This is a genomic window from Erwinia sp. E_sp_B01_1 (genome assembly GCF_036865545.1).
Classification (GTDB): Bacteria; Pseudomonadota; Gammaproteobacteria; order Enterobacterales; family Enterobacteriaceae; genus Erwinia.
This window is the reverse complement of record NZ_CP142208.1, coordinates 361,930-378,602: the sequence shown is the minus strand read 5'-3', so window position 1 is coordinate 378,602 and position 16,673 is coordinate 361,930. Positions and strand designations below refer to the sequence as shown.

Annotated in this window: 11 protein-coding genes and 3 pseudogenes; 7 read left to right on the top strand and 7 right to left on the bottom strand. The window is 54.7% G+C overall.

Annotated features, from left to right (window positions below; genetic code table 11):
* Positions 1-70: 70 nt before the first annotated feature.
* Both envZ and ompR read right to left on the bottom strand, forming a co-directional pair.
* Positions 71-1,420, bottom strand: a complete 1,350-nt coding sequence (gene envZ, locus VRC33_RS01655) for a two-component system sensor histidine kinase EnvZ (protein WP_338560203.1) — start codon at positions 1,418-1,420, stop codon at positions 71-73.
* Positions 1,417-2,136: a two-component system response regulator OmpR gene (ompR, locus tag VRC33_RS01650; protein ID WP_001157751.1), complete on the bottom strand. Its 720-nt coding sequence runs from the start codon at positions 2,134-2,136 to the stop codon at positions 1,417-1,419. Before ompR ends, envZ begins: the two co-directional genes overlap by 4 nt.
* Before the next feature lie 290 nt (positions 2,137-2,426).
* On the opposite strand from ompR, the gene greB reads away from it, so the two are divergent.
* The 5 genes and pseudogenes from greB (at position 2,427) to VRC33_RS01625 (ending at position 9,820) form a co-directional block, all read left to right on the top strand.
* Positions 2,427-2,906 (top strand): transcription elongation factor GreB, encoded by a 480-nt coding sequence (gene greB / locus VRC33_RS01645; RefSeq protein WP_338560201.1) that lies wholly within the window; start codon positions 2,427-2,429, stop codon positions 2,904-2,906.
* A 93-nt stretch (positions 2,907-2,999) separates the two neighbouring features.
* Entirely contained in the window at positions 3,000-5,333 is a 2,334-nt protein-coding gene (locus VRC33_RS01640; protein ID WP_338560199.1) for a Tex family protein, read from the top strand.
* A gap of 164 nt (positions 5,334-5,497) precedes the next feature.
* Complete coding sequence (feoA, locus tag VRC33_RS01635; RefSeq protein ID WP_338560198.1) at positions 5,498-5,734, top strand: ferrous iron transporter A; 237 nt, start codon at positions 5,498-5,500, stop codon at positions 5,732-5,734.
* Positions 5,731-7,928: pseudogene (gene feoB / locus VRC33_RS01630) on the top strand (Fe(2+) transporter permease subunit FeoB); the annotation flags it as partial. The gene feoA and the pseudogene feoB, both read left to right, overlap by 4 nt.
* 203 nt (positions 7,929-8,131) lie before the next feature.
* A complete protein-coding gene (locus VRC33_RS01625) occupies positions 8,132-9,820 on the top strand; it encodes an alpha-amylase family glycosyl hydrolase (protein ID WP_338560197.1) in 1,689 nt (562 codons plus the stop codon).
* 95 nt (positions 9,821-9,915) lie between these two features.
* Here the strand turns inward: VRC33_RS01625 and VRC33_RS01620 are convergent.
* Both VRC33_RS01620 and bioH read right to left on the bottom strand, forming a co-directional pair.
* Positions 9,916-10,184, bottom strand: a pseudogene (locus VRC33_RS01620) (YdgH/BhsA/McbA-like domain containing protein).
* A 168-nt stretch (positions 10,185-10,352) separates the two neighbouring features.
* Positions 10,353-11,129, bottom strand: a complete 777-nt coding sequence (bioH, locus tag VRC33_RS01615) for a pimeloyl-ACP methyl ester esterase BioH (protein WP_338560196.1) — start codon at positions 11,127-11,129, stop codon at positions 10,353-10,355.
* 34 nt (positions 11,130-11,163) lie between these two features.
* Between bioH and gntX the strand changes: the two genes are divergently transcribed.
* Complete coding sequence (gene gntX / locus VRC33_RS01610) at positions 11,164-11,847, top strand: DNA utilization protein GntX (RefSeq protein ID WP_338560195.1); 684 nt, start codon at positions 11,164-11,166, stop codon at positions 11,845-11,847.
* A gap of 58 nt (positions 11,848-11,905) precedes the next feature.
* A complete protein-coding gene (gene nfuA / locus VRC33_RS01605; protein WP_338560194.1) occupies positions 11,906-12,481 on the top strand; it encodes a Fe-S biogenesis protein NfuA in 576 nt (191 codons plus the stop codon).
* A gap of 292 nt (positions 12,482-12,773) precedes the next feature.
* Here the strand turns inward: nfuA and malQ are convergent.
* From malQ to glpG, 3 genes and pseudogenes are all read right to left on the bottom strand, one after another.
* Positions 12,774-14,836: pseudogene (malQ, locus tag VRC33_RS01600) on the bottom strand (4-alpha-glucanotransferase); the annotation flags it as partial.
* 207 nt (positions 14,837-15,043) lie between these two features.
* On the bottom strand, positions 15,044-15,802 hold the full coding sequence (locus VRC33_RS01595) for a DeoR/GlpR family transcriptional regulator (RefSeq protein ID WP_338560192.1): 759 nt from the start codon (positions 15,800-15,802) through the stop codon (positions 15,044-15,046).
* A 39-nt stretch (positions 15,803-15,841) separates the two neighbouring features.
* Positions 15,842-16,660 carry a rhomboid family intramembrane serine protease GlpG gene (glpG, locus tag VRC33_RS01590; RefSeq protein WP_338564411.1) on the bottom strand — a complete coding sequence of 273 codons (819 nt, stop codon included), beginning with the start codon at positions 16,658-16,660 and terminating at the stop codon, positions 15,842-15,844.
* Between the last annotated feature and the right edge of the window lie 13 nt (positions 16,661-16,673).

Here is a 16,673-nt window from a genome sequence, read left to right as displayed (position 1 = left end):
GGCCAGTCGAAAGAGTGGCCCTTTTCTGCAATGTTATGGGAGAACGGTGTTTCCGCCCCCTCTCAGCGTACTAACCAGCTGTAGTCACCGGAAGTTGTGATGCGGGTAAAGGAAGGTAGGCGCGGATCCGCAAACCTCCACGCTCACTCTCTGCAATCTCCAGCGAACCCTGGTGCGCATCAATAATGCGCTGCACAATCGCCAACCCTAATCCGGTGCCGCTGGTACTACGGGCACTGTCTCCCCGCACAAACGGCTGGAGCAGATGCTTCAACTGATCGGGCTTGATGCCCGGACCATCATCATCCACCTGGAACCAGGCTCGTTGCAGTTCGCTGCCGCTGCTGACTTTGATCCAGCCATTGCCATAACGGGCGGCGTTGACCACCATATTCGCCAGTGCGCGCTTGATTGACAGCGGGTTAATGTCCACCATCAATTCTGCAGGCATTACCGCATTTTCAATCTCACGCTCGTAGCCACTTTCTGCAGCTACAACCTCTCCCAGGACACTATTCAGGTCAGCGCGCTCAAACTGCATCTCCTGACCCGTACGCAGATAATCAATAAACTGCTCGATAATGGCGTTGCACTCTTCGATGTCTTTATTGATCGACTCAGCCAGATAGCCGTCTTCCTGTGACATCATCTCTGTGGCCAGACGGATACGGGTCAGAGGCGTTCGCAGATCGTGGCTCACCCCGGCCATCAGCAGCGTACGATCGTCGGCCAGTTGCTTAACCCCTGCCGCCATCTGATTAAAGGCCCGCGTTACAGAACGGACTTCAGAAGCGCCGTATTCACGTAACGGCGGTGGAATAATGCCCTTCCCTACCTGGAGGGCGGCGTGCTCCAGCTCGACCAGAGGCCGGTTCTGGATACGGATAAACAGCCATGCCCCGCCTATGGCCAGCAGCATAATCGCCAGCGTATAGCGGAACAGCGGAGAAAAGTCGCCCTGATGGATTTCCGTCAGCGGCACCCTCACCCAGATATCCGGCGACAGCCAGGTTTTCAGCCAGACTACCGGGGAGTTTTTGTTCACCTCCACACGAACATCGGTCGGGCCACCCAGCTGCTGTGCCATCTGCTGACTGAGGAATTCGTAATGCTGCGCCCAGCGCAATCCGCTCTCTTCCGCCGCCGCGTTGGTATACAGCGAAATGCCTAACTCGCGGTATATCTCACGGCGGAACGCGGGTGGCACCTCAAGCTGGGTACCATCCTCAAGCTGTAACCTGTCGGTCATCAGCATACGCACTTCATAAGCCAGCACTTTGTTGAACTGCTGCAGGCTGGGCAGAATGGCAAAGTTCAACACCACCAGATAGGTCGTGACCAGGCTGACAAACAGCAGGGTCACGATCAGCAGTAGCGTACGGGCAAAGGAACTGCGGGGAGAGAAGCGGATCCGCCTCATGCTTTGCTGCCGTCCGGCACAAAGACGTAACCCAGACCCCAGACGGTCTGTATATAGCGTGGATGGGCCGGATCTTCTTCCACCATGCGGCGCAGGCGGGAGATCTGAACGTCGATAGAACGTTCCATCGCACTGTACTCACGGCCACGGGCCAGGTTCATCAGCTTATCGCGTGATAACGGCTCACGAGGGTGGCTTACCAGCGCTTTAAGCACCGCAAATTCACCGCTGGTCAGTGGCATAGGCTCATCTTCACGGAACATTTCACGCGTGCCGAGGTTCAGCTTGAATTTGCCGAAGGCGATGACCGCCTCTTCCTGTGAAGGCGCGCCCGGCAGTTCATTAGCCTGACGGCGTAAAACGGCACGGATACGGGCCAGCAGCTCGCGCGGGTTGAAGGGTTTCGGGATGTAGTCGTCGGCACCGATTTCCAGCCCCACGATACGATCCACTTCTTCGCCTTTAGCCGTCACCATGATGATCGGCATTGGGTTGCTCTGGCTGCGCAGACGGCGGCAGATAGAGAGGCCATCTTCGCCCGGCAGCATCAGGTCCAGCACCATCAGATGGAAGGATTCACGCGTCAGCAAACGATCCATCTGCTCGGCATTAGCCACGCTACGCACCTGGAAACCCTGCTCGGTCAGATAACGCTCCAACAACGCACGTAAACGCATGTCGTCATCCACGACCAGAATTTTGTAGTTCTCTTGCATGTCGATACTCCCAAAGGCGCTATTGCCTGAGTCATTATTCTTAAAAAAGATGCCTGAATGTAACAGTCAATAATGGTTTATATTCTAGCCGAAATTGTTACAAAGCATATTAAACAGCAGCTTATCTTTAATTTTGCGGCAAAAAAACGCGCTGGTGCACACTATTTCACAGCCGAATAGTCAGGACAAACAAACAGTAAGGTCGGGCAGAAAACTGCAGAAGAGATTTGCATCAGTGCGCGTCGCACAACAAAATAAGCGCAGCATTTCGCAGTAAGAACTGGATTACGATGAAAACTCAACTGATCACCCGTGAAGGTTACGACAAGCTGAAGCAGGAACTGGACTTCCTCTGGCGTGAAGAGCGGCCAGAAGTCACCAAAAAGGTGACCTGGGCTGCCAGCCTCGGCGACCGCAGTGAAAACGCCGATTACCAGTACAACAAAAAGCGCCTGCGTGAGATCGATCGCCGCGTGCGTTATCTCACCAAATGCCTGGAGCAGTTGCGCATTGTCGATCACTCTCCACAGCAGGAAGGTAAAGTCTTCTTCGGTGCCTGGGTAGAGATTGAAAATGATGAGGGCGAGGTAAAACGCTTCCGCATTGCGGGCTATGACGAGATCTTTGGCCGCAACGACTATATCTCCATCGACTCTCCGATGGCCCGCGCACTGTTGAAAAAAGAGGTGGGCGATCTGGCTACGGTACAGACGCCAGCCGGAGAAGCCCACTGGTACGTGGTAGCTATCGACTACGTTAAACAATCCTAATCACGCGGATGCAGGCGCCTGGATCGGCCCGATGACTGGCATTTTTCGCCTGCAATCCGTATAACTGACGGTCTTTGAGCCATAAAGTAACCGATGATGAAAGATTCGCTGAGCCGCATAATTGCAAGTGAGCTGCAGGCGCGAGCAGAACAGGTTGATGCCGCTGTTCGTCTGCTGGATGAAGGGAACACCGTGCCGTTTATCGCACGTTACCGTAAGGAAGTGACTGGCGGTCTGGATGATACCCAGCTGCGCCAGCTGGAAACCCGCCTGGGTTATCTCCGGGAGCTTGAAGAACGCCGCCAGTCGATCCTGAAATCCATCGGCGATCAGGGCAAGTTAACTGATGAGCTTTCCAGTGCCATCACCAATACCCTGAGTAAAACCGAACTCGAAGATCTCTATCTGCCCTATAAACCAAAGCGTCGCACGCGTGGCATGATCGCTATTGAAGCCGGTCTGGAACCGCTGGCCAACACGCTGTGGCAGGATCCGTCGAACAATCCAGAGCAGCTTGCTGCCGGATTCGTGGATGCTGATAAAGGCGTGGCCGATACCAAAGCGGCACTGGATGGCGCACGCTACATCCTGATGGAGCGCTTCGCTGAAGACGCCACGCTGCTGGCAAAAGTCCGCGATTATTTGTGGAAAAATGCCCATCTGGTCTCCCGTATGATGGACGGGAAAGAGGAGGAAGGCGCGAAATTCCGCGACTACTTTGATCATCACGAAGCGCTGGCTACCGTGCCTTCACACCGCGCGCTGGCAATGTTCCGTGGCCGTAACGAAGGCGTGTTACAGCTCTCTCTGAATGCAGACCCGCAGTTTGATGAGCCGCCGCGCGAAAGCCACGGCGAGCAGATTATTATCGATCACCTGCAACTGCGCCTGAACAATGCCCCGGCGGATGCCTGGCGCAAAGCCGTGGTCAGCTGGACCTGGCGCATCAAAGTGCTGCTGCACCTTGAAACCGAACTGATGGGCACCGTGCGTGAACGTGCGGAAGATGAGGCGATCAACGTCTTCGCCCGTAACCTGCACGACCTGCTGATGGCTGCTCCGGCAGGGATGCGCGCGACTATGGGCCTCGATCCGGGCCTGCGGACCGGGGTGAAAGTGGCGATTGTAGATGCCACCGGCAAACTTGTCGCGACGGATACCATTTATCCCCATACAGGCCAGACAGCCAAAGCGGCAGCCGCCGTTGCGGCCTTGTGCATCAAACATAATGTCGAACTGGTGGCTATTGGTAACGGAACAGCCTCACGGGAAACCGAGCGCTTCTATCTGGATATCCAGAAACAGTTCCCTGAAGTGCAGGCGCAGAAAGTGATTGTCAGTGAAGCTGGCGCGTCGGTTTACTCCGCTTCCGAGCTGGCCGCGCTGGAATTCCCTGACCTGGATGTTTCCATCCGTGGTGCCGTGTCGATCGCCCGCCGCCTGCAGGATCCGCTGTCTGAGCTGGTGAAAATCGATCCTAAATCGATCGGTGTAGGCCAGTATCAGCATGACGTCAGTCAGAGCCAGCTGGCGAAAAAGCTGGATGCAGTCGTGGAAGATTGTGTGAATGGCGTGGGGGTCGATCTGAATACCGCGTCAGTGCCGCTGCTGACCCGCGTCGCAGGGCTGAGCAAAATGATGGCACAGAACATTGTCAGCTGGCGTGACGAAAATGGCCGCTTCCAGAACCGCCAGCAGCTGTTGAAAGTCAGCCGCCTGGGGCCTAAAGCCTTTGAACAGTGCGCGGGGTTCCTGCGGATTAACCAGGGCGACAACCCGCTGGATGCTTCCACCGTTCACCCGGAAGCCTATCCCGTGGTTCAGCGCATTCTGGCCGCAACGCAGCAGGCGCTAAATGAAGTGATGGGTAATCCTTCCGAGCTGCGTAATCTGCGTGCTGTAGATTTCACCGATGAGAAATTCGGTGTCCCTACCGTCACCGATATCATCAAAGAACTGGAAAAACCGGGCCGCGATCCGCGTCCTGAGTTCAAAACTGCCCAGTTTGCTGAAGGCATTGAGACGATGAAGGATCTGCTGCCAGGCATGGTGCTGGAAGGTGCAGTGACTAACGTGACTAACTTTGGTGCCTTCGTCGATATCGGCGTGCATCAGGACGGCCTGGTGCATATTTCTTCACTTTCTGACAAGTTCGTTGATGACCCGCATAAAGTGGTCAAAGCGGGCGATATCGTTAAAGTGAAAGTGATGGAAGTGGATCTGCAGCGTAAGCGAATTGCGATGACGATGCGCCTTGACGAACAGCCAGGGGAAACCAATGCCCGTCGTGGCGGTGGCAATCCTGGCCGTGACAATGCAAAACCGGCTCAGGGCAAACCGCGTCCTCGTCCGGCGGCTCAGCCGGCAGGCAGCAATAACAGCGCGATGGGCGATGCGCTGGCCGCTGCCTTCGGCAAAAAGCGTTAAAGTACAGGGCGGGCCTCCGGGTCCGCCTCTTGCCCCTTCCCTCCTTCTCCCCCTGCTCAAGCCTGCCCCAAGCTTGTTCTATATCAATATTAGCGATAATAGTTCTCATTATAATTTCCGCCGTTGATTATCACAGTGCGCATCTATGTCGCCCGGGTGGAACCATGCAAATTATTCCCCAGCAACACTATAAAATTCTCAGCTTCTCGCCTTCTGTCAGTGCCGCCTTCCGGCAGAAACTTCTCGCATTAGGGCTGCTGCCCGGTGCCAGTTTTCTGGTCAAACGTGTTGCCCCACTGGGCGATCCGGTACAGATCCAAACGCGCCACGTCAGCCTGATGTTACGGAAAAAAGACCTTGCCTTTCTGCAACTTGAGCATCTGCAAGGGGCTGCAAGATGAAAACCTGCACCATTGGCCTGATTGGAAACCCTAATTCCGGAAAAACCACGTTGTTTAATCAGCTCACAGGCGCCAGGCAGCGAGTGGGCAACTGGGCAGGCGTTACGGTAGAGCGTAAGGTGGGCCATTTTTCCACAGGTCATGCCCGCGTGGAGCTCGTCGACCTTCCCGGCACCTATTCCCTCACCACCATTTCTGCCACCAGCTCTCTGGATGAGCAGATAGCCTGCCATTACATGCTGAGCGGTGAAGCAGACCTGGTGATCAACGTGGTGGATGCCAGTAATCTGACCCGTAATCTCTGGCTGACATTGCAGCTACAGGGGCTGGGCATTCCCTGCATCGTTGCGCTGAATATGCTGGATATCGCTGCCGCTCAGCAGATCGATATCAATGTGGCAGCGCTTGAGGGGCTACTTGGCTGTCCGGTTGTGCCGCTGGTATCCAGTCGCGGTCAGGGGATAGATCTCCTGAAGCAGGCCATAGACGATCACTCCCACCAGCCAGCTCATTATGAGGTCCGCTACCCGTCAGAAGTGCTGGATCAGGTCGCCACGCTGTATAAAGTCATGCCTGCAGATCGTACCGCACAGCAGCGCCACTGGCTGGCGCTTCAGATGCTGGAAGGCGATATATACAGCCGCTCCCAGGCTCCGGAAGCCGCCAAAATATTGCCCTCACTTACGGGGTTGTCTGACAAGCCGTTACAGATCGCCGCCGCCCGCTATCAGGCAATAGATGAAATTTGCCAGGCCGTCACCCTTCCCCACCACGCCATCCCGCATCGCCTCTCAGCCCGGCTCGACAGCCTGGCTCTGAACCGCTGGCTGGGGCTGCCGATTTTCCTGCTGGTGATGTACCTGATGTTTTTCCTGGCGATCAACCTCGGCGGGGCTTTACAGCCGCTGTTCGAAATTAGCTCGGCTGCGATCTTTATCCACGGCATGCAGTGGCTGGGGGATGCCCTTCATTTTCCACTGACGCTGACGCTGTTCCTGGCACAGGGTATAGGCGGCGGCATCAATACCGTGATGCCGCTGGTCCCGCAAATCGGTCTGATGTACCTGTTCCTTTCACTGATGGAAGACTCCGGTTATATGGCTCGCGCCGCCTTTGTGGTGGATCGCCTGATGCAGGCTCTGGGCCTGCCGGGGAAATCCTTTGTACCGCTGATCGTAGGATTTGGCTGTAATGTGCCGTCGGTGATGGGTGCCCGGACTCTGGACGCCCCGCGCGAACGGCTGATGACGGTGTTGATGGCCCCGTTTATGTCCTGTGGGGCAAGGCTGGCTATCTTCGCGGTCTTTGCCTCGGCCTTTTTTGGCAAAAGTGGTTCTCTGGTAGTGTTCAGTCTTTATCTGCTGGGCATCGCGGCGGCCATTCTGACAGGCCTGCTCCTGAAACATACTCTGCTAAGGGGGAAGCATCGCCGTTTATCATGGAGCTGCCGACCTGGCATGTCCCCCATCTGAAAAGCCTGCTGCTGCAAGCGTGGCAACGGCTGCAAAGCTTTGTACTGAGAGCCGGGAAAGTCATCGTTGCCGTCAGCGTGCTGATTGGCGCCCTGAACAGCTTTTCGTTCAGCGGAAAACCGGTAGACAGTATTAACGATTCCGCGCTGGCGGCTACCAGCCGCATACTGACCCCGCTGCTTTCCCCTATGGGCGTACATAACGATAACTGGCAGGCCACCGTTGGGCTGGTCACTGGCGCAATGGCCAAGGAAGTGGTGGTGGGTACGCTTAACACGCTCTATACCGCTGAGACGCTGCACGAAGAGCCTTTTGATGCTGAAGGTTTCAGCCTGACAGATGAACTCAAAGAGGCGGTGACGGTAACCTGGGAGGGTGTTAAAGAGACGTTCAGCCTGAGCGTACTGCTCAATCCGATTGAAGCCAGCAAAGGCGACGGTGAAATGGACAGCGGCTCCATGGGCATGATGCACAGTAAGTTCATCAATGACCATGCTGCTTACAGCTATCTGATTTTTGTACTGCTCTATGTTCCTTGTGTCTCCGTAATGGGCGCTATTGCCCGGGAAAGCAGCCGCCGCTGGATGCTGTTTTCCATCGGCTGGGGACTGAATCTGGCTTACTCACTGGCAACAATTTACTACCAGCTGGCCACCTTCAGCGATCATCCGCAATCCAGCAGCCTGATCCTGCTGGCGGTAGCCGCTGTTAATCTGCTGATCTGGCTCAAGCTGAAAACCATCACTTTAGCGCCGGAACGCCTGGTGGTCAGGACTGTCACCGACAAACCCTGCACTGGCTGTGCAAAAAACGGTAATTGTCACTAAGGTTCATGGAAAAGGCCGTTGGAGTTGCGATTCTGCTTCAACGGTCTACAGTGAAATCTATCGTGCTGTGAAAAAATGCGGCGGCTCACTGCATCACCATGGATATCATCACTTCCCTTCTCGATAAAATTTATGACGGAACTTTTCCTCTCATCTGCAGGGAAAAGCTGACCGAAGCTGTCCTTCAAACGCGAAAGGCCATAAACCATCAGCGTAAAGCGCACTGGGATGAAAAAGATGTGGTGCTGATCGTCTATGCCGATCAGTTCAGCAAGGCCGACACGCCCGGGTTGAGCACCCTCTCAAAATTTTATCAGCAACATTTGCAATCCAGTTTTAATCTGGTGCATCTTCTGCCTTTTTTCCCTTACTCCTCTGACGATGGCTTTTCGGTTATTGATTACCATCAGGTCAGTAAAGCGTGTGGGGAGTGGTCAGATATCGCGGAGCTGCATCAACATACCCGGCTGATGTTTGATTTTGTCTGCAACCATATGTCGGCTCACAGCGCCTGGTTTGCCCACTATCTGGCGAGGGATCCTGGCTGGGATGATTTTTTTATCAGCATGCCGCCCTCCACCGATCTCAGTGCGGTAACCCGTCCCCGCACCTCGCCCCTGTTAACACCTTTTGAGATGGCGAATGGCGAAACCCGCTTTATCTGGACCACCTTCAGCGCCGATCAGATAGACCTCAATTTCGCAAATCCCAACGTGCTGCTCAGCATGGTGGGCGTGCTGCTAGATTATCTGGCGAAGGGTGCAGATTATATCCGCCTGGATGCCGTAGGCTATATGTGGAAAACCCCCGGCACCTCCTGTATTCATCTGGAGAAAACCCACCTGCTGGTTAAATTATTCCGCGCTATCGCCAACGAGATCGCGCCTGGCACGGTGATCATCACTGAAACCAATGTGCCGCACAAAGATAACATCAGCTATCTGGGCAACGGGCAGGATGAAGCGCAAATGGTGTATCAGTTTTCGCTGCCGCCACTGGTACTGCATGCCATTCACTATGGTTCAGCACGCGCGCTGAAACAGTGGGCATCCTCACTGGATGCAGGCAGCGGGACGACAACCTGGTTCAATTTCCTGGCTTCTCACGATGGGATTGGGATGAACCCGCTGAGGGGCATTCTGCCCGAAACAGAGATTGTTTCGCTGGTCAGAGATCTGGCGATGGAAGGGGCGTTAGTCTCTTATAAAAATAATCCGGATGGCACCACCAGCCCCTACGAAATTAACGTGACCTACATGGATGCGTTAAGCAAAAAGCAGGACGATGACGACACGCGTCTGCAACGGTTTATGCTGGCACATGCACTGTTACTGGCATTTCCCGGCGTGCCTGCGCTCTATATTCAAAGCATTCTTGGATCCCGCAACGATATGCAGGGAGTGAAAACCGCCGGGCATAATCGGGCCATTAACCGGCAGAAATACATACTCAGCGAGATTGAAGCGGAACTGGGTGACCACCATTCACTGCGCTATCGGGTTTATCATTCACTGTCAGCCCTGATCCAATTGAGAACCCGCCAGCCCGCTTTTCATCCGGATAATCCTATGCAGGTGCTGGAAAGTGACAATGCTGTCTTTGCTATCTACCGCTGGTCTGAAAAAGATCATCAGACGCTGCTCTGCCTCTATAACCTCAGCAGCAGGGAGATCCCCTGGACGCTGCCGGATAACAGACGCTATCGGGATCTGATTACTGACAGGATATTTGAAGGCGAAAAACCCCTGACGCTGACGCCATGGTCTTATATGTGGCTTAAGAGCTGAAAGTTAATATCAGGCAGGGAAAACCCTGCCTGAGAGATAAATCACTGATTATTCAATGTGTGCCGGGGTGTTAAACCGACCGGCGTCCATAAAGCTTATTTATAAACATCCGCTGTGGCACTGAACTTACCATGCTCACGTCCGGCGATGACCAGGAAGTATTTCCCCCCTTCTCATCCGCTTTCTCAGACAAATCTTTTTTTGCATCCATCGGGGAGGTTGCTTCCGCGGTGGTGGTGACCGTGCCAATTTTTTCCAGCTTCATTGTTTCTACTTCTTCTTTGGTCACCTCTTTGGCCGCCATGGCACCAAAGGAAACCGAGCCTGCCAGCAGGCTAATCACAACAGTTTTAAAAATTTTCATCAAAGACACTCCCGTTTTATTTTCAGGTATAAGCAATCGCTTGATGAGAATACAGGGAGGAAAATGAGGCCAACTCCCTGGACTGCTCAGAGGTAAATAGGTAAGCAACCCCGCTTACCCAGATAATTATTACCCGTTATGATTAATTCGCCAGTTTTTGACAGAAGTTTAACGGCTGATTTTCAGGCTGAAATCAACCAGTTGCTGACAGAAGGTTTCAGGGTGGGAAAGAAAGGGGGCGTGGGCCGCTTTTTCTATCATCGCCGACTCGCTGTCAGGCCAGGCTTCATCCAGCAATGCCGCCACTTTGCGCGGAACCAGGCCATCTAATGCGCCATAAATACGCAGCAAAGGTCGCTGTAACGCTTTCATCTCTTCACGGAGATCGACAGTGCGCAAAATCTCCAGCCCGGCATTCAGCACCTCCACTTCGGGCGCAGGTAACTCCAGCACGATATTTTTCAGCTGACGGGCATCCTGCCTGGCATTTTCCGTGCCCAAAGTCTGTAAAGCCAGAAAGCGCTCAACGGTGCGCTGGAAATTTTCGCTGAGCTGATGCTGAAAGCCGCTCAGCGTCTCAGGTTTAATGCCCGGCCACGCTTCTGTTGCAGAGAAACGAGGCGAGGAAGCCACGGTGATCAAACCAGTGACGCGTTCCGGATGCAACAGGGCCAATTTGCCTGCCACCAGCCCACCCAACGACCAGCCAAGCCAGAGTGCCTTCTCAGGTGCCTGCGGCAGCAAAGTAGCCACCATCTGCTCCACGCTCATTGGGGCAAAATCTCTGCTGCGGCCATAGCCCGGCAAATCCACCAGATGCAGACAAAAATGCGGGCTGAGTCGCGCTGCCACGGTCTGCCAGACACCGGCATTCAATCCCCATCCGTGCAGCATCACAAGATGGCGATCGCCGGTGCCCATTGTCTGCCAGTAAAGCTGTGTCATGCGTTATTGTCCTGTTTTTGCCATGGAGGCCGCTATGCTACCAATGCCCACCGCCTGTTGGCTATGTCAGATGCCGCTGGCGATCTCCCGCCATGGGCTATGCAGTTTCTGTCTGCGCCACCTTCCTGCTTTGCCCCGGTGCTGTCCTCGATGTGGGCTCCCGGCACCCAGTGCGCTAACCGAGTGCAGGTCCTGCCTGCTGAAGCCGCCGCCATGGCAGCAGATGATTTTCGTCAGCGAGTGGCGATCGCCGGTAAAGGAGTGGGTGAAACGGCTGAAATTTTCTCAGGCTACCGCACTCTCGGTGATGCTCGCACGGCTGCTCTTACTGAAATGGCTGGTTGCCCGTCGTGAGCACAACCTGCGCAGACCCGATATCCTGCTCTGTGTACCCTTACATAAAACGCGCGCCTGGCGGCGTGGCTATAATCAGATGGACGACGTAGCCCGTCAGCTGGCTCGCTGGCTGAACTGCCACTATGCCCCTGCCGGCCTTTCACGGCAGAGAAAGACCCGAATTCAGCACAGCCTTAACGCTATCGCCAGGCGGAAAAATTTACGTGGCGCGTTCAGGGTTGAAATCCGGGTAAAAGGGCAGCATATCGTCCTGACAGATGATGTGGTAACCACCGGCAGTACGGCAGGTGAAATAAGCCGCATTTTGCTGGCCGCGGGTGCCGCCAGCGTGCAGGTCTGGAGCCTGTGCCGAACCTTGTAGAGCGTCGGCGATGGGCGTAATATATTCAATTAATTGAGTTAACTGTTGAGCAATCGCCATGATCCTAATTACTGATTCTGCGCAAGAGCATTTCGCAAAACTGCTGTCGAAACAGGAAGATGGCACACAAATTCGCGTATTCGTTATTAATCCGGGTACCCCTACTGCGGAGTGTGGTGTCTCTTACTGCCCACCCGATGCAGTTGAGAGCACAGATACCGAACTGAAGTTCGAGAAGCTTTCTGCCTTTGTAGATGAACTCAGCGCCCCGTATCTGGAAGATGCCGAGATCGATTTCGTCACCGACAACCTGGGTTCTCAGCTGACCCTGAAAGCGCCTAACGCCAAAATGCGTAAAGTGAATGAAGATGCCCCGCTGATTGAACGCGTTGAGTATCAGCTGCAGGCAACCATCAACCCGCAGCTGGCCAGCCACGGCGGTAAGGTTTCCCTGATGGAGATCACCGACGACGGTTTTGCTATTCTGCAATTTGGCGGTGGCTGTAACGGTTGTTCGATGGTCGACGTGACCCTGAAAGAAGGCATCGAGAAAGAGCTGCTTGCTGCTTTCCCCGAGCTGAAAGGCGTTCGCGATCTGACCGAGCACCAGCGCGGTGAACACTCTTTCTACTGAGTGGCATGAATGGACTGCGCGGTGAGCACGCACTTATTGAGTGAGGCTAAACCGTCAGGCTGTGAATGCTGTTGTAGTGAGTGACAATAACTGGCTGAATACTGAACTGCCCCCTGAATGCTGGAGAATCATCCACCATATTGAGGGGCAGTTTTTAATTTAAAAGCGCGCTTTATTGACTGCCTTTACTGACGGCTTTCTCTTCAACTTCGTTTCCTGTTTCATTTGCTGCTTCTCCCTCAGCCTCACGCCCTGTTTTTTCTTCAGCTTTGCTCCCTGCTTTCTTCTCAGCTTTGCGCCTGCGATTCAGATCTTTCAACAACCTGTTGATGTGTGGGTCCTCAAACATCGCCTCCAGCGTCATACTCAGCTTCCTGCGCCAGTTTGGATACTCATCCGTGGTGCCCGGCACATTGACCGGCTTCTCCATATCCAGCCAGTCTTCCGGTTGCAGCCCCAGCAGGGCGCTGTTGCTGTCAGCAATAAACCGCTGCATACCGCGATTCAGCTCAGGCGTCATCTCCATCAGGCTGGCCTCTTTACCACTGCGCTGTGGCATACAGCCATAGCGATGGAGCGCTTTCAGCAGTGCCTGCTTTTGCCTGGCGCGATCCTGATACAGGCTGTGCAACACGGCTTTGTCCGGATAAAGCCCCAGGCTCTCACCGAGCTTCAGATCGCCTGCACTCCAGAAGCCCCGCAGCGTGGGCAGGTCGTGCGTGGTGGCGCTGGCCATCGACTGACGGGGCCAGGCCGCAGGCGAACGGTAGCGGTCCATATTCTCCTGCTCGAAGTACATCACTTTCCAGGAGTAGATCCCGCTTTTACGCAGCAAATCAACGATTTCTACCGGGACCGTCCCTAAATCTTCGCCAATCACCATGCACTTATTACGCTGGCTTTCCAGCGCCAGAATGGCTAACAGGTCATCCACCGGATAGTAAATATAGGCACCGAAATTGGCCGTTTCGCCTCTGGGGATCCACCACAAACGCAGCATCGACATCACATGATCGATACGCAATGCCCCACAGCTGGCCATATTCGCCCTGAGCAAATCGATAAACGGCTGATAGCCTCTGGCCGTCATTACGTGAGGATCCATGGGCGGCAGGCCCCAGTTTTGTCCCAGTGGCCCGAGGATATCCGGCGGCGCGCCCACAGAAGCTTCAAGACAATAGAGCTCCCGATCGCACCAGGTTTCTGCCCCCCTTCAGCCACGCCTACGGCCAAATCACGGTACAACCCCACCGGCATCCCTTTCTGCTGGCTCAGCTGCCAGCACTCATCAAACTGCCGGTTTGCCAGCCACTGGAGCCACAGCCAGAAACGGACTTCCTGTTCCTGCTGCTGACAGAAAAGCTGTACCTCATCAGATTGAGGATGCTGCTGGCTTTCCGGCCAGACAGGCCAGCCCCAGCGGGCAGGATCTTCCGCCAGCATTGCGGCGTGCAGCGCATCATAAGCTGCCTGCCAGTAGAGGCTGCTGCCCCCCTGAGCAATAAATTCTTCAAAAATTATCTGGCTGGGATCCTGCTTTTTGCGCTGGCTGAAATGCTGCCACGCATGACGTAGTCCGGCAATTTTCAGTTCGCCTGCCAGGGCGTAATCCACCCATTCACTCTCACGGGCTTTAGCCAGCCGCTGCTGAGTATTTTTCTGCTGCCACCAGCGTTGTGCCGCCTTACCCTGCTGAAAATCCTCCACGGCAGCCACGTTGATGTACAACACATTCAACCAGCGGCGAGAGGAGGGACTGTAAGGACTGGCATTTTCAGGGAGTGCAGGATAGAGCGAATGGATCGGATTCAGGCCGATAAACGCGCCCCCGCGATCGGCCACTTCGGCCAGCATCCGGCTTAAATCACCAAAATCACCCATTCCCCAGTTCTGTTCAGAGCGCAGGGTATAAAGCTGGACGCAGGTACCCCAAAGCTTTTTCCCCTGCAACAGCGGCTCTGGTTCAAAACAACGTTTTGGTGCCACGATAATCCGGCATGACCACTGTTTTTCCCCCTGGCTGAGTTGCAGCTGATGATACCCCAGCGCCAGGTTAGCAGGCAGGCGTATAGCTTCATCCGCGCTGACCTTGCCGGTATGTTCGCGGCCATTCTCCATCATCAGTTGCCACTGATAGTCGCCCTTTCCGGCCACATTGAGCTCAAGCTGGCGTTTACGGATAAACACTTTGCACAGCGGCACCGGACCGGGCTCAGCCTTGCGCTGATCGGACATTGCAGCCAGCAGACGCTGACGAATTTCAAGCGCAATCTCCTCGGGCTCGTTCCGGGCGTTGATATATTTGGAGGCGATACCTGCCGCCGCGGCTTCCTGTTCAAATTTTTTCCTGTCCAGTGCCGCGTCGAAATGCACCTGACCGGATTTCTGCTGCGACATAGCGCTTCCTTCTTCAATGATGGGCTAAAGCGAAGTGCAAACTGGCTTACAACCCTTACAGTTAAGACCGGAACAGAAAAAATTGCTCACTGGAAGTGAAGATAAAGTGGCGGGAAAAGAGGCGACAAAGAAGGGAGTGCGGCATCCATGCCGCATAACATCGGATCAACAAAGCTCAAGATGGACTTCGTGCTGTTCAATGGTTTGCAGCACGCTGGCGGGGGGTGTCTCATCGGTGAAGAGGTAATCAATCAGGCTCATGTTGCCCAGGTTGACCATGGCGTTACGGCCAAACTTGGAGTGGTCCGCAACCAGCATCACGCAGCGGGAATTCTCAATGATAGCCCGCTTGGTACGCACCTCATGATAGTCAAAGTCCAGCAGGGAACCATCCATATCAATGCCGCTGATCCCCAGAATGCCGTAATCCAGACGGAACTGAGAGATATAGTCCAGCGTCGCTTCCCCCATGATCCCGCCATCGCGGGTTCTGACTTCGCCCCCGGCCACAATCAGGCTGAAATCAGGCTTGGTCATCAGCAGCATCGCCACATTGAGGTTATTGGTGACTACCCGCAGGTTGCTATGGTTGAGCAAAGCGTGCGCTACAGCCTCCGGCGTGGTGCCGATGTCGATAAACAGCGAAGCCCCGTCGGGGATCTGGCTGGCAACCCGTTGGGCAATGCGGGCCTTTTCAGCCGACCACATCATTTTCCGATCCTGCCAGGCGGTGTTTTCCGAGCTGGAAGGCAATGCGGCTCCACCATGATGGCGTTGAATTTTATTCTGTTCGGCCAGGTCATTCAGGTCGCGACGAATGGTCTGCGGGCTGACGGTAAAATGGTCCACCAGCTCTTCCGTACTGACATATCCCTGACGACGCACCAGATCGATAATGGCGTCATGACGTTGCGTTTGCTTCACAAAACTCTCCTGTACGGGGCATCCCTGCTGATTAATGCTTCAGGATTTTTTCTTATGGGTATCCACAAACGCCATCGCCAGACCTACCAGCAGCCCGGTAACGTGCGCGGCGTTAGCAATGGACAAGCCAAACCAGCCCATATAACCCACGACAAGCCAGACGACGGCAAAGGCCATCAGTCCACGCTCAAGGAATATTCCACTTTCGGGATCGCGTTCGCCTTTCAGCCAGGCGTACCCCATCAGGGCATACACGGCACCTGACAGACCACCAAACATTACGCCGCTGTATTTGGACTGCATCCAGCCACTCAACAGCGCGGAAATCAGCAGGATGACAAACAGTTTGCCGCTGCCAAGACGTTTCTCAATGGCGCCTCCCAAATACCACCACCACATCAGGTTAAAAGTGATATGCAGAACAGAGAAGTGCAGCAGCGCATGGGTAAACCAGCGCCAGAGCTGGAAATGCTGATCCTGATCCGGCCACGCCAGCCAGCTCATCACCGTCTGATCGCCCAGCACCTGCATCAGGATATAGACCAGAACAGAGATTACCATCACTGACAGCGTTAAGGGTCCGGCACGCTGACGAATGTTAGCCAGCAGCGACGAGCTCTGATAATGGATCCCGGTGGAAGTGGTGCCGGAATGCCAGCTTGCCGCCTGATAACGCGGATGATTAGGCTCGCGGATAAACTGGCTGAGTTCGTTTTCGACCAGATTCACTTTCGAATCATCATCCAGCCAGACGGTATAATGGTTATCGTGCTCCACGCGCAGACTGATGCCACGGGTTGCCATATAGTCCACGAAGGCCTGCGCCATGCGAGGGTTGGAGAATTCAGTGATACGCATCATCGCCGTCGAA